This window comes from Halocynthiibacter sp. (assembly GCF_049608145.1).
Taxonomy (GTDB): Bacteria; Pseudomonadota; Alphaproteobacteria; order Rhodobacterales; family Rhodobacteraceae; genus Halocynthiibacter.
In genome coordinates, this window is record NZ_JBMYXF010000010.1 from 56,707 (window position 1) to 80,049 (window position 23,343).

A 23,343-nucleotide genomic window follows, 5' to 3' on the forward strand; every position below is an offset into this window, starting at 1 on the left:
GCTGCAAGCGTTCAGATCACGGATTCGCAGGAAAACGTGAAGAATGCGGGGTTTTTTGCCAGGAAAATGGTAATAACAGGGTTAATAAAAGAAAAATGACAAATCTCTCGCTTTCACAGATACCCGTTCTGAAGTTGCAGGGCTTTCATATTTACAAAGGTCTTTTGGCGCGTGATGTGCAGGCTGATCTTGTAAATGCACTGCGCGCTGTCGCCACAAAAGCCCCGGTTTTTACCCCGCAAACCGCGGGCGGGCGCAGAATGTCTGTGCAAATGACATCCGCAGGTCGTTTTGGCTGGTATTCGGATGAAAAAGGCTACCGTTATATTGATAAGCACCCGACGGGACAAAGCTGGCCTGATATCCCCGATGTTTTGCTGAACCTCTGGGATGCCGTGGCAGACACAAAGCGCCAGCCAGACAGTTGCCTGATCAATTTCTATGGTCAGAACGCCCGTATGGGCATGCATCAGGACCGGGATGAGGCAGATCTGACCTGTCCCGTTGTGTCTGTATCACTGGGGGATGAGGGCCTGTTGCGTGTCGGTGGATGTGACAAAGGCGGCAAAACAGATACGATCTGGCTGCAGTCTGGGGATGTGGTTGTTATGGGCGGGGATGCGCGGCTTGCTTGGCATGGAATTGACAAGATCCGTTATGGATCATCGGGGTTGCTGCCCAAGGGCGGGCGGATCAATGTGACCCTGCGCGTTGCGCGGTGAACTGGAAATTTTGCAATAACGCACTATATTAACAGGTAAGGAGACCATGATGCCTTTACCTGTCCTTCCGACCTTGCCTGTTCTGACCAGTTTTGCTTTGCGTTACGGATCAGTTGCCCTGACAACTTATGCTGTATCGCGTCAGATTAAGATCGGGCGAAGGGATCAGTCCGAAGAAGACGCCCACGATAAGATTGAAGAAGGTGTGACTTTGCGTCGCGAAACGGGGCAACATAATGCCACCGGACGGTTTCGGCGCATTATCAGGCTTGGCAAATCGGGCCCGGGGATGGAAGTTGATGCCAGTGTCTTTGCGCGCCTGAAATTTCGCAAAACTGACTGACAAACTGACAACAGGATCTGATTATGAAACTTCATCACTCTCCGACTTCCCCTTATGTGCGCAAAGTGATGGTGATCCTGCACGAAACAGGACAGCTGAACGATGTGGAACTGGTGACAACCTCCGGCACGCCACTTGACCCTGCGGATGGTTTTGCTGCTGTGAACCCGCTGACTAAAGTGCCTGCGCTGGTGCGTGAAGATGGTGGCGCAATTTATGACAGCCGGATCATTTGCCGTTACCTAGATGCCCGCGTGAATGCCGGACTTTACGGTCTGGGGGATGCGACCTGGGATATTCAGGTGCTTGAGGCCACGGGCGAGGGTATTATCGATGCCGCCCTGTTGATGGCCTATGAATGGCGTCTGCGTCCGGAAGAATTGCGGTTTGAGGCCTGGTCAGAGGGTCAGTGGGATAAAATCGCAGCGGCGCTTGATGTCATCGAATCCCGCTGGATCGCCCATCTGCATGCCCCTCTGAATGCAGGGCAAATTGCAGTTGCTGCCGCGCTGGGCTATCTCGATCTGCGCAATGCGGACAGGAACTGGCGCGAAGGCCGGCCTGAACTGGCGGCCTGGTATGAAACCTTTGCAGCGCGCCCATCGATGATGGCGACTGTACCGGGATAACCCGCATGAAAATCCTGATCCTAGGCGGGTATGGTGTTTTTGGTGGGCGTCTGGCGGAATTGATCGCGGATCTTCAAGGCGCTGATATTCTGATTGCGGGGCGCAGCTTTGACAAAGCGCAGGCGTTTTGCGATCTGCATGGGGCTTTCACGCCGGTCTTGGCCAGCCGTGACAGGATCGCAACGACGCTTGCCCAACATGATCCGGATCTTCTAGTGGACGCGACGGGGCCTTTTCAGAATTATGGCGATGATCCGTATCACGTGATCAAAGCCTGCTTGGATGCCCAGGTGAATTACCTTGATTTCGCGGATGGTGCCGATTTTGTCGCCGGGGTCGCACAATTCGATACGCCAGCTAAGGCGGCAGGCATTTTTGTTTTGTCTGGTGTCAGCAGTTATCCGGTTTTGACCGCGGCGGTGTTGCGTCATTTCGAACAGGACATGGACGTGCAATCGGTTGAGGGCGGTATTGCCCCTTCCCCTTTTGCCGGGGTTGGACTGAACGTGATGCGTGCGGTTGTGGGCTATGCCGGGAATCGCGTGCCATTGATGCGGGGTGGGGTGAAAACCACTGGCGTGGCGCTGGGCGAAAGCCGGTACTACACGATTGCGCCCCCGGGCTGTCTGCCCTTGCGCAATATCAGGTTTTCCTTGGTGGACGTTCCTGAATTGCAGGTTTTACCACCAGAGATGCCGGGATTGCGTGATATCTGGATGGGTGCGGGGCCTGGACCCGAAGGTCTGCATCGTATTCTGAATGTATTGGCCAAACTACGTGTGATGCTAAGTTTACCCGCGCTGACCTGGCTTGCGCCATTGTGTTACCGAATTCTGAATCTGTTGAAATTCGGGGAACATCGCGGTGGCATGTATATAGAGGTCAAGGGCCCGGCCAGAACCGGCGCACGCAAGGGTCAGATGGTGACGCGATCTTGGCATATGCTGGCAGAGGGGGATGACGGCCCTTATGTACCTTCCATGGCGATTGAAACGCTGATCCGTAAGGCGATGCAGGGTGAAACGCCTGCCCCCGGCGCGCGTGCGGCGGTACATGCCCTTGAACTTGCGGACTATGACACGTCTTTTGCAAACCGTGACATCACCACAGGTTTTCGTGAAGATCAGATTGATCAGCCGCTGTATCGCGTGGTTTTGGGGGATGCTTTTGATGATTTGCCTGAACCCGTAGGCAGATTGCATGACAGTCGTGATACCCGCAGCTGGAGCGGGCATGTCACAACCCGCGCGGCGCAATCTATTCTAGGGCGGTTTGCGGCGCGCCTGTCGGGGTTTCCGACGCAGGATGCCGATGGGCCGGTCACGGTAACATTCACGCCCGATGAAAAAGGCGAACTCTGGCAACGTGATTTTGGTGGGTATAAATTCCAGACCCATCAAAGTGTCGGACAGGGGCGCAACACCGGCCTTTTGACAGAAACGTTTGGGCCGCTGAAAATCGCGCTGGCTGTTGTTGTGACGGGGGGCAAATTACAATTGATTCCCCGTCGCTGGACGTTGTTTTCTATGCCTCTGCCAAAGTTCCTTTTGCCACGCGGTGAAACCTTTGAAACCGACGCGGATGGTTTGTTTCGGTTCGATGTGCAGGTGCAGCTACCTCTGATCGGCCATGTGGTTGCTTATAAGGGCAACCTACGCCCTGATACTGCATCCTGAAAGTATCCTGATTTCAAGGGCGGGTCAGGCTACAGCACCCATCGTAAACCTCACTTGCGTATTTATTATCGGGATCCGCCAAGGACATAATCAGGCGAATGGAAATGCTGTAGTCACGGTCGCTCATACCGTCCCCGCATGAGGCGTCCTGAAGGATCGCGACCGACCGACGTTCTGGGCTTGCGAAATTTGCAGCAACACCCTTGGGGCTGTCAGGCGTGCCAAAGCCGGTATCCCTGCGCATCCAGTCATATTGAAAATCCTGACGTTCATGGCCAGGCCTTTGAAAGCGCATCCCACCAGAGGTATCGGCATCAATAACGGTATTCCAGAACGGTTCCGTACCAAAGCAAAACAGCGGGCGTTTTAATTCCCACCAGGACGGATCCCCCATATCCTGCATGTAACGCATATAGACCCAACCGGATTGTTCGCCGGAATTTACATGCCCCCAGCGCCCATCAGTTAAGGCGTGTGTGACTTCAACCTTGTCAGCACCGGGGTGCAGTACGCCTATGATAGGGCTGTCAGCTGAGGGATGCTGGCGGATATTCAGAACATCATTCGCAGCCACATCAACCACGCGATATAGCCGGGGAAGATCCTGCGCAAAGACGGGCGCACTCAGGCACAGCTGACAGAAAAGAATGATAAACAAGCGACGCATAAAAAGGTCCTTCCTGGGAATGATATGATTGGCAACTGGGGTGGCGAGATAGGATTTATCCGGCATAATATTTATATCGGAGACTATATGATTGGCCTGTTTGTTATTCAATTACAGCCCGTTTATCGCGTGAAACAGGGGCGTAAGGCGGTACATATTTCCGGTGCTTTGGCGCGATGTCCCCGGATCTGCCGCAAACCAGATGGTAAATGATGCGTTAAACCTGACTGAAACAGAGCGATAAAATTGCGTATTTTCCGCGACAAATATGCATAAATTGCGTTTCGCCATCAATGTCTGCTGGACGTAGCCATATCCGCGGGCTAAACACCGCCGGAAGGCTACGCTTGCGCGTGGTCCGTCGTCGTTATGGCACCTCACGATACCTGAAAGGGAGAAACACTCGTGTCCCACACAGATGATCACGAAGGCACCCGTCGGGATTTTCTCTATTACGCGACTGGTGGCACCGCCGCCGTTGCAACTGGCGCAGTTGTTCTGCCGCTGGTTAATCAGATGAATCCAAGCGCGGACGTGCTGGCTCTGGCCTCTATCCGAGTAGATATTTCCGGGATTTCCCCGGGCACACAGCTGACTGTTAAATGGCAGGGCAAGCCGGTTTTCATCCGTCACCGGACGGAAGAGGAAATCGAAGCTGGTCGCGCCGTTGAGATGAGTGAACTCATCGATGCAGAAGCGCGCAACGAAAACCGCAGCACTGGTGCTGACGCGTCTGATGAAAACCGTACCCTCGATGAAGAAGGTAAATGGTTGATCATGATGGGTGTGTGTACACACCTTGGCTGCGTTCCACTGGGCGACGGTGCTGGTGATTTCCATGGCTGGTTCTGCCCATGCCACGGTTCGCACTATGACACTGCTGGTCGTATCCGTAAGGGCCCGGCACCTGAGAACCTTCCGGTTCCGATCGCGTTCTTTGTTGATGAAAACACTGTTCAGCTTGGGGAGGAATCTTAATGTCTGGTCTTCCGCACGACATCTATGAGCCAAAGACAGGCATTGAAAAATGGGTTGATTCCCGTCTTCCAATTCTTGGTCTGCTCTACACAACACTGACGGCGCCTACGCCGAAAAACCTGAACTGGATGTGGATCTGGGGCATTGTCCTGACCTTCTGTCTGGTTCTGCAAATCGTTACAGGTATCGTTCTTGTAATGCATTACACCCCGCATGTTGATCTGGCCTTCGCGTCAATCGAACACATCATGCGTGACGTAAACGGCGGTCACATGATCCGTTACGTTCACATGAACGGTGCTTCACTGTTCTTCGTGGCTGTTTACGCGCACATCTTCCGTGGTCTGTACTACGGGTCTTACAAAGCACCGCGTGAAATCACATGGGTGATCGGCATGCTGATCTATCTCCTGATGATGGGCACAGCCTTTATGGGTTATGTTCTGCCATGGGGTCAGATGTCTTTCCACGGGACAGCGGTTATCACCGGTCTGTTCGGTGCGGTTCCTGGTCTGGGTGAAGCTCTGCAAACCTGGCTTTTGGGTGCTGGCGCTGTTGGTCAACCTGCTCTGAACCGTTTCTTCTCGCTGCACTATCTGCTGCCGTTCGTGATTGCGGGCCTTGTGATTGTTCACATCTGGGCGTTCCACCACACTGGCAACAACAACCCAACTGGTGTTGAAGTGCGTCGTAAGGATCTTGCAGAAGTCAAAAAAGACACACTGCCATTCTGGCCTTACTTTGTGATCAAAGATCTGTTCGCGCTGGCTGTTATCCTGACAATCTTCTGGGCTATCGTTGGCTTTATGCCAAACTACCTGGGTCACCCGGATAACTATGTGCCTGCGAATGCTCTGGCGACACCTGCGCACATCGTTCCTGAATGGTACTTCCTGCCGTTCTACGCGATCCTGCGTGCCTTCACTGGCGAAGTCTGGGCCGTGCAGTTGGTCGAACTTCTGACCGGCGGTATTGTTGATGCGAAATTCTTCGGTGTTCTGGCGATGTTCGGTGCGATCGTTGCGATGGCTCTGGCCCCATGGCTGGACACATCAAGCGTACGTTCCGGTCGTTACCGTCCGATGTTCCGCATGTGGTTCGCTGTTCTGGTTGTTGATTTCTTCGTATTGATGTGGGTTGGCGCGCGTCCGACTGACTTCCCATACGACTGGATCTCACTGATCGCAGCAACTTACTGGTTCGCGTATTTCTTCGTGATCCTGCCGCTGTTGGGTGTCATCGAGAAACCAGATGCTCTGCCAGACTCCATCGAAGCCGACTTCAACGCCCATTACCCGGGCGCTGATAAGTCAGCCAACTAAGAAAGGATCAGTTCTATGTTCAAAAATATTCTGATCTCAGCCGTTGTAAGCCTTGGCCTAACATCTGGTGCGATGGCTGCCGGTGGTGGTGAGCAACACATCGAAGACTTTGACTTCTCTTTCGAGGGCCCCTTTGGGACCTTCGATCGCGATCAGCTGCAGCGCGGCCTTCAGGTTTACACCGAGGTTTGTTCAGCTTGTCACGGTCTGCAGTATCTGTACTTCCGCAACCTTTCTGATGAAGGTGGCCCGTCTTATACGCCGGACCAGGCGCGTGCATATGCAGCAACTGTCGAAGTTTATGATCCTGAAACCGACGATTACCGTCCTGCTGTGCCTGCGGATAAGTTTCCTGCGAACACAGCAGCTGGCGCACCTGACCTGACCCTGATGGCGAAGGCACGTGCGGGTTTCCACGGCCCTGCGGGCCTTGGTATCAACCAGATCGTTTATGGTATGGGTGGCCCTGAATATATCGCATCTTTGCTGACCAGCTATAATGGTCACGACGAAGATGGGCTGTATGGCAACGACACCTTTGCCGGTGGGAACATTTCCATGGCGCCGCCTCTGTTTGATGATCGCGTTGAATATGCCGACGGCACACCTGCGACCGTTCACCAGATGGCGGAAGATGTTTCTGCCTTCCTGATGTGGACTGCTGAACCCAAGATGATGGCCCGTAAACAGGCTGGTTTCATCGGTGTTGGCATCCTGGTGCTGCTGTCTGTTCTGCTTTACCTGACCAACAAACGTCTCTGGGCGGGTGTTAAAGGTAAAAAGCTGAAAAGCGACGGCTAAGCCGACCTTCCCCTAAATTAAAAAGCCCCGCCCATCCGGCGGGGCTTTTTTTGAGCCTTATCCAAGCCAATCACGCATAGCGTCAGGTGGGTTTTCAAACAGATGTTTCGTGTCTACCGGGGCATGGGCATGATGATCTGCCACAAGAATCACCTGATCCGAGATGCGTTTTGCATCCTCCGGCGCATGGGTGACCATCAACAGGGTTGCGCCAGTTTCCTCGACCAGCTCTGCCACCAGATCCAGCATTTCAGCACGCATGGCCGGACCAAGCGCGGCAAAAGGTTCGTCCAGCAAAACCACAGGGTTGCCCTGCACAAGCAGCCTTGCCAGTGCCACGCGTGCGATTTGCCCGCCAGACAATTCTGCGGGTTTACGCGTGGCCATCTCTGCCAGTCCCACGCGCGCAAGGGCGGCCTCTATCCGCTGATGATCTGCCGCACTTAGGCGCAAAGATGGCGATATCCCAAGGCCGATATTTTGCGTGGCATTCAGATGGGGGAACAAATTGTTGTCCTGAAAAATCATGCTGATCGGACGTTTCGACGGCGGTTTCTCTGTCAGATTTTCATCCTTCCAGAAAATCTGACCGGATGTCGGGGCCAGAAACCCGGCTATCGCCGCCAGCAACGTCGATTTTCCTCCGCCAGACGCGCCAATTACGGTGATCTTCCGTCCTGGATGAAGGGTGAAATCCGCTGTTAGGGAAAAATCCCCTTGTTTCAGATGCAGGCCATCAAGTGTCAGCATGTCGTTGTCCTCCACGCTCAAATATCATGAAAATCGCAAGACTGAGGCATAATAAAAGCAAGGCAGCGCCCGCCGCCTGATCCATGCGATATGCGCCCATCAGGCGATAGATCATCAGGGGCAATGTACCGGCCTCGGGGTCGGCGAACAGGGCCACAACGCCCAAGTCCCCCATTGATAAAGCCGCCGTCAGCCCCAGTGCAAATCCAAGGGGTGCCTGCACGCGTGGCAATATCACCAGTCGAAACCGCGCCAATCCTGTTATACCCAATTGATCCGCCAGCGGGGTCCAGTTGCGTTCCACCTCTCGTATTGCAGGCAAAAGGGCGCGCAATGCAAAGGGCACCGCCATCGCTGCGTTGACCAGAATGGTGATAGGCAGTGCCAGATCTCGCGGATTAAAATGTGGGTTTAGCAGAATGAAAAGGCCCGTTCCGATGACCAAAGGAGAGGCGGAAACAGAAAGATACGCCACGGCTTCTGGCCAGGCGCGGCGGCGTTTCGCAGCAATTAATGCCAAGGGCACAACGAGGATCAGCATCACAATGGCGGATAGCAAGGCCATCATCACAGACCGACCTGCGGCCAACCAGACGACTTCGGGCAGGGTCAGAACCTGCATCAGCCCCCGTTGAATGACCATGAGCAGCGGAAGGACAACAAAAGCCGCAGCCAATGTCAGCCAGAACGCATCCATGCCCCGTAACAAAGGTGACGCCACATCCAGCCGGTTGATCGACCGATCAAGCCCAGCTGCGGTTTCCTGCTGACGTGTGAAATACCACGCGGTTGTAGCGGCGAGGCTACAAATCAGAAACTGAATACCAGCAAGCATTGCAGCTTTTCCTGGGTCGAAATCACTGCGCAGAGCCTGATAAATTGCCAGTTCAATTGTGGTTGCACGCGGTCCGCCGCCAAGGGTCAAGGCGACGGCGAAACTGGTGGTGCAGATCAGGAAAATCACGGCGAAAATTCCTGGAATGATTTCGCGCAGCATCGGCAGTTCGATCTGACGAAACACAGCGCGGGGGGGTAAACCTAGGCTCTGTGCCAAACGAAAGCGTTCCCCGGGAATGGTAAGCCATGCTTGCAACATCAGGCGCGTTGCAAGGGGAAGATTGAAAAACACATGCGCCAGTAATACGCCCGAAAACCCATAAATAGACACTGTTTCGATGCCAAGGCTGTTCAGGATCTGATTGAACAAACCGGATCTGCCAAACACCGCGAGCAACCCCAGAACCGCAACGATCACTGGAAGGATAAAGGGGGCGCCCAGCAATGTAATCAGGATCTGGCGCCCGGGAAAACGCCGCCGCGCCAAAGCGCGGGCAATGGGGATGGCCAGAGCCGTGGAAATCAGGGCCGAAAAGAACGCCTGTGTCAGCGTGAACTTTAGCGCCGCAATATCAGCAGGCCCCAACCCCTGTGAAAACTCAGCGCGTAGGGCAACGGCAATAAGCGTGCCAAGAGTCAGAAACAGCAAAAGGGCGGCCGCAGCCGCCCCCCAGACGCCTAAAGGCGTTATTGTGAAAGCGCGTCGAGCCATTCAGCCAATGCCGCTTCGCGTATAGAACCTGCATCTTCTGCTGGGATCAGTAGGGATTTTTCTGGCACCGTCAAAGTTTCGAACCCTTCTGGCAGACCGGCGGCAGGTGTTGCTGCTGGATACATCCAGTTGGTGGTTGGTAAAATGGTCTGCGCGGCGTCTGAAATCATGAATTCCAAGAATTGTTGCGCCAGCTCCGGCTGATCTGCAGATTTGGTCACGGCGGCGACTTCGATCTGCATGTAGTGGCCTTCGTCAAAGGCTGCTGCAGACTTGGACGCATCTTCTTCCACAATCAGGTGGTAGGCTGGGGACGTGGTATAGGACAGGGCCATGTCGGCTTCGCCTTCAAGGAACATGCCGTAGGATTCGGACCAGCCTTTGGTGACGGTGACGATATTGTCAGACAAATCCGTCCAGATTGCAGGGGCTTCGTCGCCATAGGCCGCTTTTATCCACATCATCAGGCCAAGGCCGGGGGTGGACGTGCGCGGATCCTGGATCACAACTTTCAGATCAGAGGCCGCCAAATCACGGAAATTCGCAGGAATAGTGTCTGTTTTTGTGGTGTCATAGACAAAGGCGAAATAGCCCCAGTCATATGGAACATAAGTTGCGTTATCCCATTCAATCGGCAGGGTCAGCGCAGGGTTTTCCAGCGTATGCGGCACAAAGAACTGATCGGCCAAGGCCTGATCCGCAAGGTTTGTGTCGATGCCAAGCACAACGTCGGCTTCAGAGTGATCACCTTCCAAGTTCAGGCGTGCGATCAGGGCTGCGCCATCGCCTACGGCTGAAAACTGTAGATCACAGCTGCAGATGTCTTCAAAGGCGGCTTCAATCGCGGGGCCAGGGCCCCAATCAGACGTGAAGCTGTCATATGTATAAACGTTTAGAATTGGGGTCTCTGCGCCAGCTACAGTGGCTGCACAAAGTCCCGCGGCGAGTGTAAGATATTTCATATCTCATCCTTTTCATTGCCGACGGGCGGATGTCTGGATGAGTTCATCTCAACCTTCCCTCCGCCGGTCTTAACCGGTTCAGGTTCTACGGGTCCGCTTGCGCATCTCAGCCAGATAGGCCCCCCGAGGTAGGTTCGCTTGTAAAGCCAGTCACCTTCAGGTGCAAGACGTGTATCGTCTGGATAGTTTCTGCCATTCGCGAAGGAAAATGTGCCACTTAGGAAATGCCTAATAAATAAGGGGGGGAGCCTTCCGCCTTGCCACATTCTGGTCTCATTTCTTGTATCTTCCCCATAACTTACAAAAAATACGAAACCTGTGAGGGAAGATGAAGTCAATTTTATTAGCAACGGCTGCGGTCGTTTGCACTGGAACATCGGCAACTGCATTTGAATTTAAAGGGGCCGAGGTTGGCTTGGGTTTTCAACAGGCAGATTTGCCGGACAATGGCCCGACCTTGGATGGCAATATCATCGGTGTACGTGGTGAGTTTGGGTTTGGTGATCGTTTTACGTTAGATGCAGGGTTTAAACAGGCAAATTACGATAGCCTTTTGCCCAAAGCGGATATGAACAGGTTTGATTTTACCGGTACATACAACCTTTGAAATCTCGCGTGTCGATGTCAGAACGTTGGCTCTGGTCAGCATGTTTTCGAATTATCCGGCTTTCGCCAAATAACTTGATACAAAGCCATGATCGAGGCCGCGTCTTCCCTGATGCGGCCTTTTGGGGATCGCGTTCCCCTTGGCGATACTCTGGTTGAAGACGAGGACGAATAGGCGCGCTACGTTGGGCCCGTAATTTGGATAGGGGTTCACAACTTATTAGGGAAATCTCGCCTTAGCAATGTGCCATAGGGGTAACGTTTCAGAATTTAATTTTTCCATAACATAGACCGGGTGCATGGCGCGCTTTATGCCTCAGCTATAGAACAATTATTGGGGGAACCTATGTTTGAGAAATTTTCTACTCAAAAAATGTTAATTGGTGTCTTGGCGTTTGGGATTTGGCTGCCTGCCATGGTGGGCGCGCAGTCTTTGGAATACTCTGGTAGCCTTAGTATTTCTGATTCATCCATTAACGATGGTGGTACTGATGGCTCTGTTCGTCGTGTCACAGCGTTGACTGATCTGGGGTTGGGGTCGCGTTTTGGTCTGACCCTTGGCCTGAGTTACACGGATGAAAATTACGATAATGAAAACTATGGCGTCTATAAGGGGGGATACGTGCAGCCGTATGTGCGGGTTGGTAATGGTCGGATAGGGGTTTTTTATCAGAATTTGGGCATGCAACGTTCAGGTGACGACCCAGATACCGTCGAAATCTACGGTATAGAAGGAATCTATGATTTTGACCGTTTTCGCGTGCATGGGTTTAATGGCCGGGTCGAACAGCCGGGAGAGGACGGCTATGGGGTGCACGGACTTGCCGCGCGTTATATGGCATCGGACGGCGTTAGCATTTTTGTTCGCCATCAACGGGATCGGAATTCAGGAGATCAATTTTCCCTGACTGCGATAGGAACCGATATTAACGTTAGCGCAATAACATTTGACCGGCCTGCCTATCTGACGCTGGAATTGGCTGACGTTGATTACTTCGGAGATGACGGCAAGCAATTTGGTGTTGCCCTGACTCTTCCATTTGGTCGGGATGCGTCTGTAAACTCAGTGCCTTTGTTCAAGGGCCAGCGTACTCTGATCAACGAATACAATTAAAACAAGTTTTAAAGGCCATCGATGAGGTGGCCTTTTTTATGCCCGCTCTTTTCTACGCCAACGTTTCCGGCTAAAGACAGTCGAAGAACAGGAGCGCCACCATGAGCATGAATACATTCGGACATCTTTTTCGTGTGACCACTTGGGGCGAAAGCCACGGGCCTGCATTGGGTGCGACTGTAGACGGCTGCCCGCCGAATGTGCCGGTGGATGAAGCTTTTATTCAGCAATTCCTGGACAAGCGTCGCCCCGGCCAGAACAAAAACATGACCCAGCGCAATGAACCGGATCAGGTGCGTATCCTGTCCGGCGTGTTTGAGGGTAAGACAACCGGCACCTCTATTCAGCTGATGATCGAGAACACCGATCAACGCAGCAAAGATTACGGCGACATTGCCAATACCTTCCGTCCGGGGCACGCGGATATCACCTATCACCAGAAATACGGCAATCGCGATTATCGTGGTGGTGGGCGGTCTTCTGCCCGTGAAACTGCGGCACGTGTGGCCGCGGGGGGGCTTGCGCGCGCCGTGCTGAACCACCTGCTGCCTAAGGTGCAGATCGTCGGTTACATGACCGCTATGGGGGCGATGGAACTGGATCGTTCTAAAATTGATCTGGGTGCGATTGAAGGCAATGATTTCTGGTTGCCTGATGCGAATGCGGCCCCAGCTTGGGAAGATTACCTGCAGAAGATCCGCAAGGAACATAATTCGGTCGGGGCGACGGTTGAAGTCATCGCACAAAACCTGCCTGCGGGCCTTGGCGCACCGATTTACGCCAAGTTAGACACTGATTTGGCCGCTGCGATGATGTCGATCAACGCTGTGAAAGGTGTTGAAATCGGCGAAGGCATGGCCGCGTCGCGCCTGACCGGTACTGACAATGCAGATGAAATCTTTATGGGTGAAAACGGCCCGGAATATTCGTCAAACCATGCCGGTGGCATTCTGGGTGGCATTTCCACCGGGCAAGACGTGGTTGTGCGGTTTGCGGTGAAACCGACGTCGTCCATCCTAACCCCGCGCCAATCCATTCGCAAAGACGGCACCCCAATTGAAGTCGTCACCAAAGGCCGTCATGACCCTTGTGTCGGTGTGCGTGCGGTACCGGTTGGCGAAGCGATGATGGCCTGTGTGGTTCTGGATCACGTGCTGCTGCACCGCGGGCAAGTCGGCGAAAATCAGGGTGTTATCGGATAATCTTCCGGCCCTTTGCCCCTGTTTTTGAATAACACTGTTTATTTTGTAACCCTGGCGTCAACGCCGGGGTGTTTTTGCATTCCACCATAATTTTATCGGAGAATACTATGAGCGACTTTTCTTTTTCCACATCTATGTCGGTGATGCGCAAAACCGCGCCTTTCCTTTTCTTTCGAATGGCTGTGTATTTTGGCATTGCTGTCGCTTGGATCCTGGCAACGGGTACGGGCGCGGGCATCGGTTGGGGTGTTGGTGCTATGGGGGATGACGGTTTTCAGGCCTCTTCCACACTATGGGGCGGTGCGGCTGGCTTTGGTATTGCAGGGGCTGCGCTGTTTTTCATGCGCGATTATATCCTGTATATGGTTAAGGCTGGCCATATTGCGGTGATGATTGAATATCTTGAAGGGCGCGACATCCCAGGTGGCAAAGGTCAGATTGCCTATGCGCAGGGAATTGTAAAAGAACGCTTTGCCCAGGCGAATGTGCTGTTTGCGATTGATCGCCTGATCAAAGGTGTCATTCGTGCGGTAACGGGCCTTGTGCAGGGGATTGCATCCCTTTTGCCCATTCCTGGCCTTGATGGGATAATGAACCTTGTGCGCGCTTTTCTAAAGGTTGCGGTTGGCCTGATTGATGAGGTGATCCTTGCCCATCTGATCCGCGAAAAGGTCGAAAACCCTTGGACCGGCGCACAAGAGGCCCTGGTGCTATATGCCCAAAACGCAAAGCCGATGCTAAAGAATGCCGCGATCATCACAATCGTTAGCTATATTCTATCTTTTGTGGTGTTTCTGATCATGCTCGCCCCGGCGGGTGCGGTTGTTTATATGATCCCGGGTGGCTGGTCTGCAGGCGGGTTTGTCTTTGCGATCATCTTCGCCTGGGCTGTGAAGGCCGCGTTGATTGAACCCTTCGCGATTGCCTGTCTGTTGCAAGCCTATTTCAAAGTGACCGAAGGGCAAACGCCAGATCCGGAATGGATGAACAAGCTGGAAAACACATCTGGAAAATTCCGCAGCCTTGGCGAAAAAGCGGTCAGCTGGGTGTCAGGGGGGCGCGCGGGCACATCAACGGATGCCCCCGCACAGACTGGTTAAGCCGTGGCTGCGGTCAGGGCCGTGTCCATCAGGGCCTGGATCTGGCTGCGGGATGTGCCAGCAACGATGCGGCCCAGTTCTTCCTCGCCTTTTAGCACCACAAGGGTGGATCGGCGGGGAATGCGCAGGCGGATGGACAGTTCGTCATTTGCGTAATTGTCCCAATCCACATTCACGAAGGCGATGTTTTCGGCGTATTCAGGGTTGTTTGACAACAGCCCGCCGATCACCCGTTCCTGGGCGGCACATGTGGTGCACCAGTCGGTTTTGAAATCGATGAATACAGTTTTGCCTTCAGCCAAGAGGCTGTCCACCAGGCCCGGCGTGTAATTTTGTGCGGCAGAGGCCAGCGTCGGCAACAGGGCAGCAGCGGCGGTTGTCATCAGGAAAGTACGGCGGTTCATGTCAGTGTCCTTTGTTTAAAGAGATACGGAAAGATCGGTTAGCCAGTAAGGCAGGTTCTGCAGGGCCCAAGCTTCGGCAATGTGGTGCCATTTCAACAGGATTGCGGTGCCAACAAGGATGAACACCACACCCATCAGGGGTTTGGAAACGGCGGCGATCCGGCGCAATAGGGCCTGGCGGCGCATCAAAGCGGCGCGCGCACCATACCCCAGCCCCAAGATCAACGTAGATACGCCAAGGGCGAAGAATATCATGATCAACCCAGCCCGCGTCAGGCTTTCACCCTGAGACGCCAGCGCAATTGCGCCGCCCAGCGTTGGGCCGATACAGGGGCTCCAGACAGCACCAAGAAGGGCACCACCAAGGATCTGGCCACGCAGACCGTTCTGTGCGACCTGATCGATCTGACCGTCGGCCTTTGCCGCAAAACCAGACGTTGCCCCGGTGAACATATCGCCAAGACGCGGAGTCAGCAGGATGATCCCAAAGACGATCATCGCAATCGCCCCATAGCGCGCAATATCATCGGGGCGTATCCCAAGGCTAAAGCCCAGCGTTGCAACAATCATCCCCAGCACGACAAAGCTGACAGACATGCCAAGGGCAATGGCCGTGGGGGCGTGGCGGTGGGTTTGTAACCCACTGGCCAGCACAATGGGCAGAACGGGCAAAACGCAGGGGTTGATCAGGGTCAGCAGACCCGCGCCATATGCAAAAATAAATTCCATAGGGTGTTTGTGGCGCGGGGCAGGCGCAATGTCATCTCACGTTCGCGTTAACGTGCGGGGCTTTTGGACATCTGCACCATGATGATGGCGCCTGTGATCACCGCCACCCCAATGATATCCATCAGGCCCAGGCTTTCTCCAAGAATAACGGCAGCAACGGCCACACCAAGGAAGGGATTGAGAAAGTGAAACACCGACGCCCGCACCGCGCCAATACGTGACACAAGCGCAAACCAGATGAACGTCGCAGCAAGTCCGGGCACAAGCGTTGTATAGGTAAAGGCCATGACAAGGGACCAGTTGAAGATGATAAATTGGGTTTCCGTGGCCAGGCCAATCACCGCAAGGATCACAGCGCCAATCCACATTTGTAGCCCGACAATCATCATCATATTGCCACCAGCCAGGGCACCGCGCACGGACAGGGTCGCCACCGCCAAGCCAAGCGCACCGATAAAGCAGAAAATCAGCCCGGTTATATCGATGCCTTCGCCAGAAATGCGGCCGCTCATGATGATGGCAACGCCGACAACCCCGGCAAACAGGCCAAAGATCGCCATGGACGGCAGTTTTTCCCGGAAAAAGGCCCAGCCTAGGAATGCCGCCATCAAGGGCATGGTCGATGCGATGATCGCCGCTACGGATGCTTCAATCCACTGCATCGCGACAAAGTTCAGGCCCAGATACAGCGCATTCTGGCAGATCCCGAAAACGATCGTGGCCTTCCATTGCCCGCGGGTCAGTTGGAAATTTTGCCCCATATACCAGGCAATCAGCATGGCCAACGTACCCGACGTGGCAAAGCGTACCGCAAGGGCGGTCAGCGGCGGGGCAAGTTCCACAAGGATACGGGCCGAGGTGAACGCGGATGACCACATAAAGGCAAAGGTCAGCCCCATCGCAATTGCGCGCAGATCCATGTCTCATCCCCCAAAGAAAAAAGGCCGCCTTTAAGGCGACCTTTTCACTATCATCTGCGGGCCTGAGGCCTGCAAGACCAATTATGCGTTTACGCTGTCTTTCAGCGCTTTCGCGATGGTCATTTTCACAACCTTATCAGCGTCTTTTTTGATTTGCTCACCAGTTGCTGGGTTGCGAACCATACGCTCAGGACGCTCGCGGCAATAGATTTTGCCAACACCTGGGAGAGTCACGGCACCGCCGCCGGAAACTTCACTGGTGATAACTGCGATAACAGCGTCAAGTGCACCAGAAGCAGCTTTCTTGTCTGCGCCCATTTCTTCTGCGAGTGCAGCTACCAGTTGGGTCTTCGTCATTGGTTTAGACATATAATTCTCTCCTCGTTATTGTCCTGTTGGGACGTGATTGCAGGCATTTAAAGGGATTGTGGCGGGTGACACAACGATTTCCGATCCAAAAAGTCAATTTTTTCAGTCATTTTGGCAAGATTTCGCCACAATTCGGGTGTTCAGAGGAAAGCTGTCTCCTCAAAGCTACGCAATTTGCGTGAATGAATACGTTCCAAGGGCATTTCGCGGATCATTTCCATGGCCCGAATTCCGATTTTTAGGTGTCTTTGCACCTGTGTCGTGTAGAAATCAGACGCCATGCCGGGCAATTTTAGTTCCCCGTGCAAGGGTTTATCACTGACACACAACAAGGTTCCGTAAGGCACCCGGAACCGAAAACCATTGGCGGCAATTGTTGCGCTTTCCATATCCAGGGCCACGGCACGTGATTGCGAAAGGCGTTGCACAGGGCCGCTTTGGTCGCGAAGTTCCCAGTTGCGGTTGTCAATCGTCGCAACCGTGCCCGTCCGCATCAGGCGTTTCAACTCGTACCCTTCCAGTTGGGTGACATCAGCAACCGCCTGTTCTAACGCGACCTGAACCTCGGCCAAGGGCGGGATGGGAACCCAGACGGGCAGGTCGTCATCCAGAACGTGATCTTCACGCAGGTAAGAATGTGCCAGCACAAAATCACCCAGGGCCTGGGTGTTCCGCAGGCCGGCGCAGTGTCCGACCATCAACCACGCATGAGGCCGCAAAACAGCAATGTGGTCGGTTGCGGTTTTCGCGTTTGATGGACCTACACCAATGTTCACCAGTGTGATGCCGCCGCCATCCGCACGTTTCAGATGATAGGTCGGCATCTGGGGCAGCTTGGCAGGGTGAGGACAATCTTCATCCGCTTTGGTGATCTCGATATTCCCGGTCGAAACAAAGCTGACGTAACCACTGTCCGGATCGGCCAGCATTTCACGCGCATAGGCTTCGAACTCGGACACATAGAACTGGTAGTTGGTAAACAACACATGGTTCTGGAAATGGCTTGGATCGGTCGCGGTGTAATGAGACAGTCTTGCCAGAGAATAATCCACGCGCTGTGCCGTGAAGGGGGCAAGGGGCAGGGATCCGTCTGCATGGGCAGAACTTGTACCGTTTACAATGTCGTCATTGGTGGTCGACAGATCTGGCACATCAAAGATGTCACGCAGGGGGTATTCCATCGCACCGCCCTGAGGGACCGAAACATTCGCGTCATTTACAACGGCGAAATGTACGGGGATTGGGGTGTCAGACACGGCAATTGTCACCGCAACATCATGGCTGCACATCAGCAGATCAATCTGGTGTTCCAGATAGGCGCGGAACAGGTCGGGGCGGGTGACGGTTGTGGCGTATTCCCCCGGATTAGACACATGTCCAAAGGCAAGGCGCGTATCGGCCTGGGCGTAACTTGTGGTTTTAATCCGGATCTCGGGATAAAATGCGCGAAAGCGTTCCTGGGGGCGCGGACCGGCCACACAGGATGAAAAGCGTTCGCACAGGAATGTAGTCGCGGTCTCATAAAGGCTACACAGATGCGCCACCGCCTTTTTCGCATCGGTGAATGTTTTCGGGGCGGGCGTCGGTGGGGATTGGACGGAAAGTTCAGGATCGGCTGTCATTATTATTTTCCTTCTTCAAACAGCGGTATCAGTTCAAATGTGCGCACATCCACAAGGCCCAGATCGGAAATCCGCATTTCAGGGATCACGACAAGCGCCAGCAGGGAATGCTGCATATAAGCGTTGTTCAGGCTGCAACCACAGGCGCGCATGGCGTCACCTAGGGCGTCTGCTTGGGCTGCGACGTCCTGCGCAGGGCTGTCAGACATCAGGCCTGCGATGGGCAGCTTTACCAGGGCCAGTTCCTGCCCATCTTTATAGATGACAACACCACCGCCGACTTCGCGCAAACGGTTTGCGGCCAGGGCCATGTCATCCTGGCTGGTGCCGATCACGATCATATGGTGGCTGTCATGGGCAACGGTGGATGCCATGGCCATTTTGCCGGTGTAGCCAAAGCCAGACACAAGCGCGTTTGTCACGCCTCCGGTTGCACGATGGCGTTCCACCAGTGAAATCTGGCAGACATCTTGGGCAGCATCACCTTTGACTTCGCCATTCACCACAGGCAGTTCCACCTGAAGCGCCTTTGTCGGGGCCTGGTTTTCCACCACACCAATCACATTGGCGGTGACGTGGTTTGCGCCTTCGGGGGCGGTGATGATGAAATCATCTGCTGACAAATCACGCGCCATGTTGACGGTGTCACGGGCATGGTCTGGCCAGTCCAAATGGGGGCATTCTGCCAACATTAGACCCTGTTTCGCGATGATTTTACCGCGTGCAATAACAGTGTCGATAGGTAGGGTTTTTAGATCGGATGTCAGGATCACATCGGCACGACGTCCAGGCGCGATGGATCCCAATTCACGTTCCAGGCCGAAATGTGTCGCCGTGTTGATCGTCGCCATTTGTAAGGCGATCAGCGGGTCACAGCCGCAATCAATTGCGTGGCGCACAACCCGGTTCATATGCCCGTCATTCACCAAAGTGCCAGAATGGCAGTCATCGGTACACAGGATGAAATTGCGGGGATCTAGGCCTTTTTCCGTCACTGCGGTAATCTGTGTTTCCACGTCATACCAAGCGGACCCAAGGCGCATCATGTGGCGCATGCCTTGGCGGACACGGGCGATGGCATCGGCTTCGCAGGTGCCTTCGTGATCGTCCGCTGGTCCGCCTGCCGCATAGGCGTGAAACGGAATGCCCAGATCCGGGCTGGCATAATGCCCCCCCACGGTCTTGCCCGCGTTCTGGGTGGCGGCGATTTCTGCCAACATCTTGGGATCACCATTGATCACGCCAGGAAAATTCATCATTTCCCCAAGGCCAATGATCCCAGGCCAGTGCATTGCTTCGGCCACATCATCGGGGGTGATTTCAAACCCTGTGGTTTCAAGCCCTGGCGCAGATGGCGCGCAGGATGGCATCTGTGTGTAAAGGTTCACAGGCTGCAACATGGCTTCGTCATGCATCAGGCGCACGCCTTCCAGACCCAAGACATTTGCGATCTCATGAGGGTCTGTAAACATGGTGGTCGTGCCATGGGGGGCAACGGCGCGGGTGAATTCAGCAGGCGTTAACATCCCACTTTCGATATGCATATGCGCATCGCAGAGGCCGGGGATCATATAGGCGCCGTTGGCCTCGATCACTTCCGTATTCGGGCCAATGCAATGGCTGGCATCGGGTCCGCAAAAGGCAAAACGCCCGTTCGCAATGGCGATGTCGTGATTGTCCAGCACTTCGCGGGTGTGCACGTTAACCCATTTGCCGCCTTTGATTACAGTGTCTGCGGCGTCTCTGCCCGCTGCAACTGCCACCAGGCGGGCTGCAGATTCGGGCCATGTTTTAAATGTCTCTGTTTCCATTGACCTATAATCTGGCTTTTTGGCAAAGGTTCAAGCCCTTATTCTGGCCCCTTATTTTGATCCATGTGTGAACTGCCCATGTAACCAATTTGCAAAGGCTTGGGCGTTTGGGTTCTTTTCCGCTGCTGGTGTCATCAGAAGATAATAAGCCTCGGGCATGGGGGTGCGATGGGGGAAGGGTGCAATCAGCTTGCCCTGATCCATCAGATGTCCCGCGATTAGATCATGGGCAATTGTCATACCGCCCCCCGCCGCGGCGACGGTCAGAGTGAAGGAAAACGTTGTAGCATAAGTGACCGGGGGGGCTGTCCAGACCATGCCCTGATCTTCGACCCAATCCTGCCAGCTGCCCAGCATATTCATACAGTCATACAAGGGCTGATCCTGAAGATTGTCGGATGTCACAGGAAAGTCCGGGGCACACACAGGATAATAATAATCACGCGCCAACAATTCAGATTTCACCGCAGGATCGGGCAGCAAAGAATAGCGGATCTCAAGATCAACGCCTTCTGCCATGTAGCGTGTTTCCCACAGTTCGGTTTCGACCTGAAGCTGAATGTCAGGATGGGCGGCACGAAACAGATGCAGGCGCGGGGCAAGCCAATGAATGGAAAAGGTGATATTTGACTGAATGCGCAGAACATTTTTGTCGCCACCCGTCACCGCCCGGGTGCCGCGCGAAAGCGTTGCGAAAGCATCACGAACAACGGGCAGATAGGTTAACCCGACATTGGTTAAAGCCAGGCCGCGTGGGCGCCGGATGAACAAAGGTGTGTTCAAATAGCTTTCCAGCGCCTTGATCTGCTGGCTGACCGCGCTTTGCGTCATGTTCAATTCTCCCGCAGCGCCTGTGAACGACAGGTGGCGGGCGGCGGCCTCAAAGGCGCGTAACCAGTTCAAAGGGGGAAGGGCGGTTTTCACATCATAATCCGGACATAAGTTTCACTTATAGCATGCATGTGTTTTTTTCGTTGGTAAAGAAAATTGCGTGACGGCAACTTGGCAAAACCACAGGAGAGCGCAAATGACCGTAGCAAAACTTCACCCAAATATGAATCACTGGCAGGAACGCGTGGATATGGCCGCCGCATTCCGCTGGACCGCCCGTCTTGATATGCACGAAGCGGTGGCAAATCATTTCAGCCTTGCTGTGAATGATGACGGCACTGAATTTCTGATGAACCCCAATCAGGTGCATTTTTCCCGGGTGAAAGCATCTGATCTACTGCATCTGGATGCCAATGACCCCAACGCGCTGAACACCCCGAATGCCCCGGATCCCACGGCTTGGGGGTTGCATGGATCTATCCATCGTCTGGTGCCGCACGCCCGGTGTCTGATGCATGTGCATTCCATTCACGCAACGGTTCTGGCCTGCCTCAAAGACAGCGCCCTGTTGCCCATCGATCAGAATACAGCAACCTTCTATAACCGTTACGTCATCGACGAAGAATTCGGCGGATTGGCGTTTGAAGAAGAAGGCACGCGTTGCGCTGGGATGCTGACGGATCCGAAAATCAAGACGATGATCATGGGCAACCATGGGGTTCTGATAATTGGTGATTCCGTGGCGGATACCTTTAATAGGCTCTATTATTTTGAACGTGCAGCCGAAACTTACATCCGCGCGCTGCAATGTGGGGTGCCTTTACGGGTGCTGTCAGATGAGGTCGCTGAAAAGACTGCGCAGGAATTGGAAGATTACCCGGATCAGTCTGCGCGTCACCTGGCGGAACTGAAGGCGATCCTTGATCATGAAAAATCTGATTACGCATCATGAGGTCTGACATGAATGAACAACAGGAAGACATGACCCGTGAATGGAATTACCACCCTGATCTGCCCTTGGCGGACAGTTCGGTCTTTGCGTGGCCCCCACGTGCGGGCTTTCTTGCGCGGTGGTTTCTGACAAACTGGCTGACCCTGTCTGAACGGGTGATGATGGTGATCCTGGCGATTGTGCTGTGGTATTTTCTATATCCCTCGCTGGAAACAGCACAGACATTTGCCCTTGGTTGGATCTTTCAGGTTTATGTCGTGAATTTTGTGATGATCTTTGTCACGGCGGGGGGCTTGCACTGGTATTTCTACATGCGCAAAGGTCAGGGCAAAAAGCTAAAGTTTGAACACCGCGATCAGGGCACCAACAACGCCTTGTGGGATTTCAAAGATCAGGTACATGACAATATGTTCTGGTCGCTGGGATCCGGGGTGCTTCAGTTGACGGGGTTTCAGGTTGTCACCATGTGGCTGATGGCAAATGGGTATACGCCTGTCATCACATTCACCGACAGCCCGGTCTGGTTCGTCGCCTTTCTGGTGATTTTGCCGATGTGGTCTGCGTTCCACTTCTACTGGGTGCATCGCCTGTTGCATCAACCGTTCCTATATAAACATGTGCATTCCCTGCATCATCGCAACGTGAACATCGGCCCCTGGAGCGGATTTTCCATGCATCCGGTGGAACATTTCGTCTATCTGACAACGCTGTGCATTCACTGGATTGTCGCCAGCCATCCCTTGCATTTGTATTTTCACATTGTTTTTCAGGGGCCGGGTGCCGCAATGACGCACACGGGCTATGAAGACCTGTTGGTTAAGGACAAACGCAAACTGGCGCTGGGCACGTTTTACCATCAGCTGCACCACCGATATTACGAATGCAATTATGGCAATCAGGAAATGCCCTGGGATCGCTGGTTCGGCACCTTCCATGACGGATCACCTGAGGCAACGTCTGAAACCCGCGCCCGCAAGAAACGGATGTACCGCTGATCTAAAACAGATCTGATTTGCCTCATGAAAGCCCCGGTTTACATCGGGGCTTTTCTTACCTGTGTCTTAATATACCGCGCTTTGTGTATGCATAGGATATGCATAAGATGTGCATGGATTGTGCATAGGGATATTCAAGGATTTCCGTCGATTTTTCTGCTCACATCTATGTGTGCATACGTGAACATTAAAAACGCAATTCTCACAGTTCTGTGTGTTGAAACCCGGATTGGTCGGGCCTAAATCAATCTCATCGGAAGCACAAAGACTTCCACCGAAATAAACGACA

25 protein-coding genes and 1 riboswitch are annotated in these 23,343 nt (G+C 53.8%); of the genes, 14 read left to right on the forward strand and 11 right to left on the reverse strand.

What is annotated here, in order from left to right; genetic code table 11:
• Positions 1-95: 95 nt before the first annotated feature.
• From ACPGUT_RS05280 to ACPGUT_RS05295, 4 genes are read left to right on the forward strand one after another with little or no spacing between them, the layout of a single operon-like run.
• Positions 96-722 carry an alpha-ketoglutarate-dependent dioxygenase AlkB gene (locus ACPGUT_RS05280; RefSeq protein ID WP_423989275.1) on the forward strand — a complete coding sequence of 209 codons (627 nt, stop codon included), beginning with the start codon at positions 96-98 and terminating at the stop codon, positions 720-722.
• 49 nt (positions 723-771) lie between these two features.
• Positions 772-1,065: a hypothetical protein gene (locus ACPGUT_RS05285; protein WP_423989276.1), complete on the forward strand. Its 294-nt coding sequence runs from the start codon at positions 772-774 to the stop codon at positions 1,063-1,065.
• A 23-nt stretch (positions 1,066-1,088) separates the two neighbouring features.
• Complete coding sequence (locus ACPGUT_RS05290; protein ID WP_423989277.1) at positions 1,089-1,694, forward strand: glutathione S-transferase; 606 nt, start codon at positions 1,089-1,091, stop codon at positions 1,692-1,694.
• 5 nt (positions 1,695-1,699) lie between these two features.
• Positions 1,700-3,370: a DUF4166 domain-containing protein gene (locus ACPGUT_RS05295; protein WP_423989278.1), complete on the forward strand. Its 1,671-nt coding sequence runs from the start codon at positions 1,700-1,702 to the stop codon at positions 3,368-3,370.
• 13 nt (positions 3,371-3,383) lie between these two features.
• Here ACPGUT_RS05295 and ACPGUT_RS05300 read toward each other — a convergent pair whose 3' ends face one another.
• Positions 3,384-4,037 (reverse strand): SH3 domain-containing protein, encoded by a 654-nt coding sequence (locus tag ACPGUT_RS05300; protein ID WP_423989279.1) that lies wholly within the window; start codon positions 4,035-4,037, stop codon positions 3,384-3,386.
• A 24-nt stretch (positions 4,038-4,061) separates the two neighbouring features.
• Between ACPGUT_RS05300 and ACPGUT_RS05305 the strand changes: the two genes are divergently transcribed.
• The 4 genes from ACPGUT_RS05305 (at position 4,062) to ACPGUT_RS05320 (ending at position 7,138) form a co-directional block, all read left to right on the forward strand.
• Entirely contained in the window at positions 4,062-4,250 is a 189-nt protein-coding gene (locus ACPGUT_RS05305) for a hypothetical protein (RefSeq protein ID WP_423989280.1), read from the forward strand.
• Positions 4,251-4,442: 192 nt separating this feature from the next.
• Complete coding sequence (gene petA, locus ACPGUT_RS05310; protein ID WP_423989281.1) at positions 4,443-5,015, forward strand: ubiquinol-cytochrome c reductase iron-sulfur subunit; 573 nt, start codon at positions 4,443-4,445, stop codon at positions 5,013-5,015.
• On the forward strand, positions 5,015-6,337 hold the full coding sequence (locus ACPGUT_RS05315) for a cytochrome b (protein ID WP_423989282.1): 1,323 nt from the start codon (positions 5,015-5,017) through the stop codon (positions 6,335-6,337). The genes petA and ACPGUT_RS05315 overlap by 1 nt, the downstream gene beginning before the upstream one ends.
• A 15-nt stretch (positions 6,338-6,352) precedes the next feature.
• The gene (locus tag ACPGUT_RS05320; protein WP_423989283.1) at positions 6,353-7,138 is read left to right on the forward strand and encodes a cytochrome c1; all 786 of its coding nucleotides are present in this window, start codon (positions 6,353-6,355) and stop codon (positions 7,136-7,138) included.
• 57 nt (positions 7,139-7,195) lie between these two features.
• On the opposite strand, the gene ACPGUT_RS05325 is transcribed toward ACPGUT_RS05320, so the two are convergent.
• The 3 genes from ACPGUT_RS05325 to thiB are packed head-to-tail and all read right to left on the reverse strand — an operon-like array spanning position 7,196 to position 10,399.
• Complete coding sequence (locus ACPGUT_RS05325) at positions 7,196-7,888, reverse strand: ATP-binding cassette domain-containing protein (protein ID WP_423989284.1); 693 nt, start codon at positions 7,886-7,888, stop codon at positions 7,196-7,198.
• Positions 7,875-9,437 (reverse strand): thiamine/thiamine pyrophosphate ABC transporter permease ThiP, encoded by a 1,563-nt coding sequence (locus ACPGUT_RS05330; RefSeq protein WP_423989285.1) that lies wholly within the window; start codon positions 9,435-9,437, stop codon positions 7,875-7,877. The genes ACPGUT_RS05325 and ACPGUT_RS05330 overlap by 14 nt, the downstream gene beginning before the upstream one ends.
• Entirely contained in the window at positions 9,413-10,399 is a 987-nt protein-coding gene (gene thiB, locus ACPGUT_RS05335) for a thiamine ABC transporter substrate binding subunit (protein WP_423989286.1), read from the reverse strand. The genes ACPGUT_RS05330 and thiB overlap by 25 nt, the downstream gene beginning before the upstream one ends.
• Positions 10,400-10,437: 38 nt before the next feature.
• Positions 10,438-10,535, reverse strand: a riboswitch (TPP riboswitch).
• Between the two features lie 192 nt (positions 10,536-10,727).
• On the opposite strand from thiB, the gene ACPGUT_RS05340 reads away from it, so the two are divergent.
• From ACPGUT_RS05340 to ACPGUT_RS05355, 4 genes are all read left to right on the forward strand, one after another.
• Positions 10,728-11,006, forward strand: coding sequence for a hypothetical protein (locus ACPGUT_RS05340; protein ID WP_423989287.1), 279 nt, complete (start codon positions 10,728-10,730; stop codon positions 11,004-11,006).
• A 345-nt stretch (positions 11,007-11,351) separates the two neighbouring features.
• Entirely contained in the window at positions 11,352-12,119 is a 768-nt protein-coding gene (locus ACPGUT_RS05345; RefSeq protein WP_423989288.1) for a hypothetical protein, read from the forward strand.
• A 101-nt stretch (positions 12,120-12,220) separates the two neighbouring features.
• The gene (gene aroC, locus ACPGUT_RS05350; protein WP_423989289.1) at positions 12,221-13,321 is read left to right on the forward strand and encodes a chorismate synthase; all 1,101 of its coding nucleotides are present in this window, start codon (positions 12,221-12,223) and stop codon (positions 13,319-13,321) included.
• A 107-nt stretch (positions 13,322-13,428) separates the two neighbouring features.
• Complete coding sequence (locus tag ACPGUT_RS05355) at positions 13,429-14,421, forward strand: hypothetical protein (RefSeq protein WP_423989290.1); 993 nt, start codon at positions 13,429-13,431, stop codon at positions 14,419-14,421.
• On the opposite strand, the gene ACPGUT_RS05360 is transcribed toward ACPGUT_RS05355, so the two are convergent.
• The 7 genes from ACPGUT_RS05360 to ACPGUT_RS05390 all read right to left on the reverse strand — a co-directional run bounded on the left by ACPGUT_RS05360 (position 14,418) and on the right by ACPGUT_RS05390 (position 21,200).
• Positions 14,418-14,825 (reverse strand): thioredoxin family protein, encoded by a 408-nt coding sequence (locus ACPGUT_RS05360; RefSeq protein WP_423989291.1) that lies wholly within the window; start codon positions 14,823-14,825, stop codon positions 14,418-14,420. The two genes, ACPGUT_RS05355 and ACPGUT_RS05360, sit on opposite strands and share 4 nt — an antisense overlap.
• A gap of 15 nt (positions 14,826-14,840) precedes the next feature.
• On the reverse strand, positions 14,841-15,554 hold the full coding sequence (locus tag ACPGUT_RS05365; protein WP_423989292.1) for a cytochrome c biogenesis CcdA family protein: 714 nt from the start codon (positions 15,552-15,554) through the stop codon (positions 14,841-14,843).
• 47 nt (positions 15,555-15,601) lie between these two features.
• Complete coding sequence (locus tag ACPGUT_RS05370) at positions 15,602-16,474, reverse strand: DMT family transporter (protein WP_423989293.1); 873 nt, start codon at positions 16,472-16,474, stop codon at positions 15,602-15,604.
• 81 nt (positions 16,475-16,555) lie between these two features.
• Entirely contained in the window at positions 16,556-16,843 is a 288-nt protein-coding gene (locus ACPGUT_RS05375) for an HU family DNA-binding protein (protein WP_423989294.1), read from the reverse strand.
• Positions 16,844-16,983: 140 nt separating this feature from the next.
• Entirely contained in the window at positions 16,984-18,465 is a 1,482-nt protein-coding gene (locus ACPGUT_RS05380; RefSeq protein ID WP_423989295.1) for an AMP nucleosidase, read from the reverse strand.
• A 2-nt stretch (positions 18,466-18,467) separates the two neighbouring features.
• Positions 18,468-20,276, reverse strand: a complete 1,809-nt coding sequence (ade, locus tag ACPGUT_RS05385; protein ID WP_423989296.1) for an adenine deaminase — start codon at positions 20,274-20,276, stop codon at positions 18,468-18,470.
• Positions 20,277-20,327: 51 nt separating this feature from the next.
• On the reverse strand, positions 20,328-21,200 hold the full coding sequence (locus ACPGUT_RS05390; RefSeq protein ID WP_423989297.1) for a LysR substrate-binding domain-containing protein: 873 nt from the start codon (positions 21,198-21,200) through the stop codon (positions 20,328-20,330).
• A 103-nt stretch (positions 21,201-21,303) separates the two neighbouring features.
• Between ACPGUT_RS05390 and ACPGUT_RS05395 the strand changes: the two genes are divergently transcribed.
• Together ACPGUT_RS05395 and ACPGUT_RS05400 are read left to right on the forward strand one after the other, a co-directional pair.
• Entirely contained in the window at positions 21,304-22,059 is a 756-nt protein-coding gene (locus ACPGUT_RS05395) for a class II aldolase and adducin N-terminal domain-containing protein (protein WP_423989298.1), read from the forward strand.
• Between the two features lie 8 nt (positions 22,060-22,067).
• On the forward strand, positions 22,068-23,054 hold the full coding sequence (locus ACPGUT_RS05400) for a sterol desaturase family protein (protein WP_423989299.1): 987 nt from the start codon (positions 22,068-22,070) through the stop codon (positions 23,052-23,054).
• The last annotated feature ends 289 nt before the right edge of the window (positions 23,055-23,343 follow it).

Excerpts from the sequence above, each read along its gene's own strand:
- thiB (WP_423989286.1), bottom strand. The coding sequence starts at position 10,399 with ATGAAATATCTTACACTCGCCGCGGGACTTTGTGCAGCCACTGTAGCT.
- ACPGUT_RS05380 (WP_423989295.1), bottom strand. The coding sequence starts at position 18,465 with ATGACAGCCGATCCTGAACTTTCCGTCCAATCCCCACCGACGCCCGCC.
- ACPGUT_RS05315 (WP_423989282.1), top strand. The coding sequence starts at position 5,015 with ATGTCTGGTCTTCCGCACGACATCTATGAGCCAAAGACAGGCATTGAA.
- ACPGUT_RS05320 (WP_423989283.1), top strand. The coding sequence starts at position 6,353 with ATGTTCAAAAATATTCTGATCTCAGCCGTTGTAAGCCTTGGCCTAACA.
- ACPGUT_RS05375 (WP_423989294.1), bottom strand. The coding sequence starts at position 16,843 with ATGTCTAAACCAATGACGAAGACCCAACTGGTAGCTGCACTCGCAGAA.
- ACPGUT_RS05285 (WP_423989276.1), top strand. The coding sequence starts at position 772 with ATGCCTTTACCTGTCCTTCCGACCTTGCCTGTTCTGACCAGTTTTGCT.
- ACPGUT_RS05400 (WP_423989299.1), top strand. The coding sequence starts at position 22,068 with ATGAATGAACAACAGGAAGACATGACCCGTGAATGGAATTACCACCCT.
- ACPGUT_RS05370 (WP_423989293.1), bottom strand. The coding sequence starts at position 16,474 with ATGGATCTGCGCGCAATTGCGATGGGGCTGACCTTTGCCTTTATGTGG.
- ACPGUT_RS05365 (WP_423989292.1), bottom strand. The coding sequence starts at position 15,554 with ATGGAATTTATTTTTGCATATGGCGCGGGTCTGCTGACCCTGATCAAC.
- ACPGUT_RS05295 (WP_423989278.1), top strand. The coding sequence starts at position 1,700 with ATGAAAATCCTGATCCTAGGCGGGTATGGTGTTTTTGGTGGGCGTCTG.
- ACPGUT_RS05355 (WP_423989290.1), top strand. The coding sequence starts at position 13,429 with ATGAGCGACTTTTCTTTTTCCACATCTATGTCGGTGATGCGCAAAACC.
- ACPGUT_RS05300 (WP_423989279.1), bottom strand. The coding sequence starts at position 4,037 with ATGCGTCGCTTGTTTATCATTCTTTTCTGTCAGCTGTGCCTGAGTGCG.
- ACPGUT_RS05395 (WP_423989298.1), top strand. The coding sequence starts at position 21,304 with ATGACCGTAGCAAAACTTCACCCAAATATGAATCACTGGCAGGAACGC.
- ACPGUT_RS05305 (WP_423989280.1), top strand. The coding sequence starts at position 4,062 with ATGATTGGCAACTGGGGTGGCGAGATAGGATTTATCCGGCATAATATT.
- ACPGUT_RS05345 (WP_423989288.1), top strand. The coding sequence starts at position 11,352 with ATGTTTGAGAAATTTTCTACTCAAAAAATGTTAATTGGTGTCTTGGCG.
- ade (WP_423989296.1), bottom strand. The coding sequence starts at position 20,276 with ATGGAAACAGAGACATTTAAAACATGGCCCGAATCTGCAGCCCGCCTG.
- ACPGUT_RS05330 (WP_423989285.1), bottom strand. The coding sequence starts at position 9,437 with ATGGCTCGACGCGCTTTCACAATAACGCCTTTAGGCGTCTGGGGGGCG.
- ACPGUT_RS05340 (WP_423989287.1), top strand. The coding sequence starts at position 10,728 with ATGAAGTCAATTTTATTAGCAACGGCTGCGGTCGTTTGCACTGGAACA.
- ACPGUT_RS05325 (WP_423989284.1), bottom strand. The coding sequence starts at position 7,888 with ATGCTGACACTTGATGGCCTGCATCTGAAACAAGGGGATTTTTCCCTA.
- ACPGUT_RS05280 (WP_423989275.1), top strand. The coding sequence starts at position 96 with ATGACAAATCTCTCGCTTTCACAGATACCCGTTCTGAAGTTGCAGGGC.
- aroC (WP_423989289.1), top strand. The coding sequence starts at position 12,221 with ATGAGCATGAATACATTCGGACATCTTTTTCGTGTGACCACTTGGGGC.
- ACPGUT_RS05290 (WP_423989277.1), top strand. The coding sequence starts at position 1,089 with ATGAAACTTCATCACTCTCCGACTTCCCCTTATGTGCGCAAAGTGATG.
- ACPGUT_RS05360 (WP_423989291.1), bottom strand. The coding sequence starts at position 14,825 with ATGAACCGCCGTACTTTCCTGATGACAACCGCCGCTGCTGCCCTGTTG.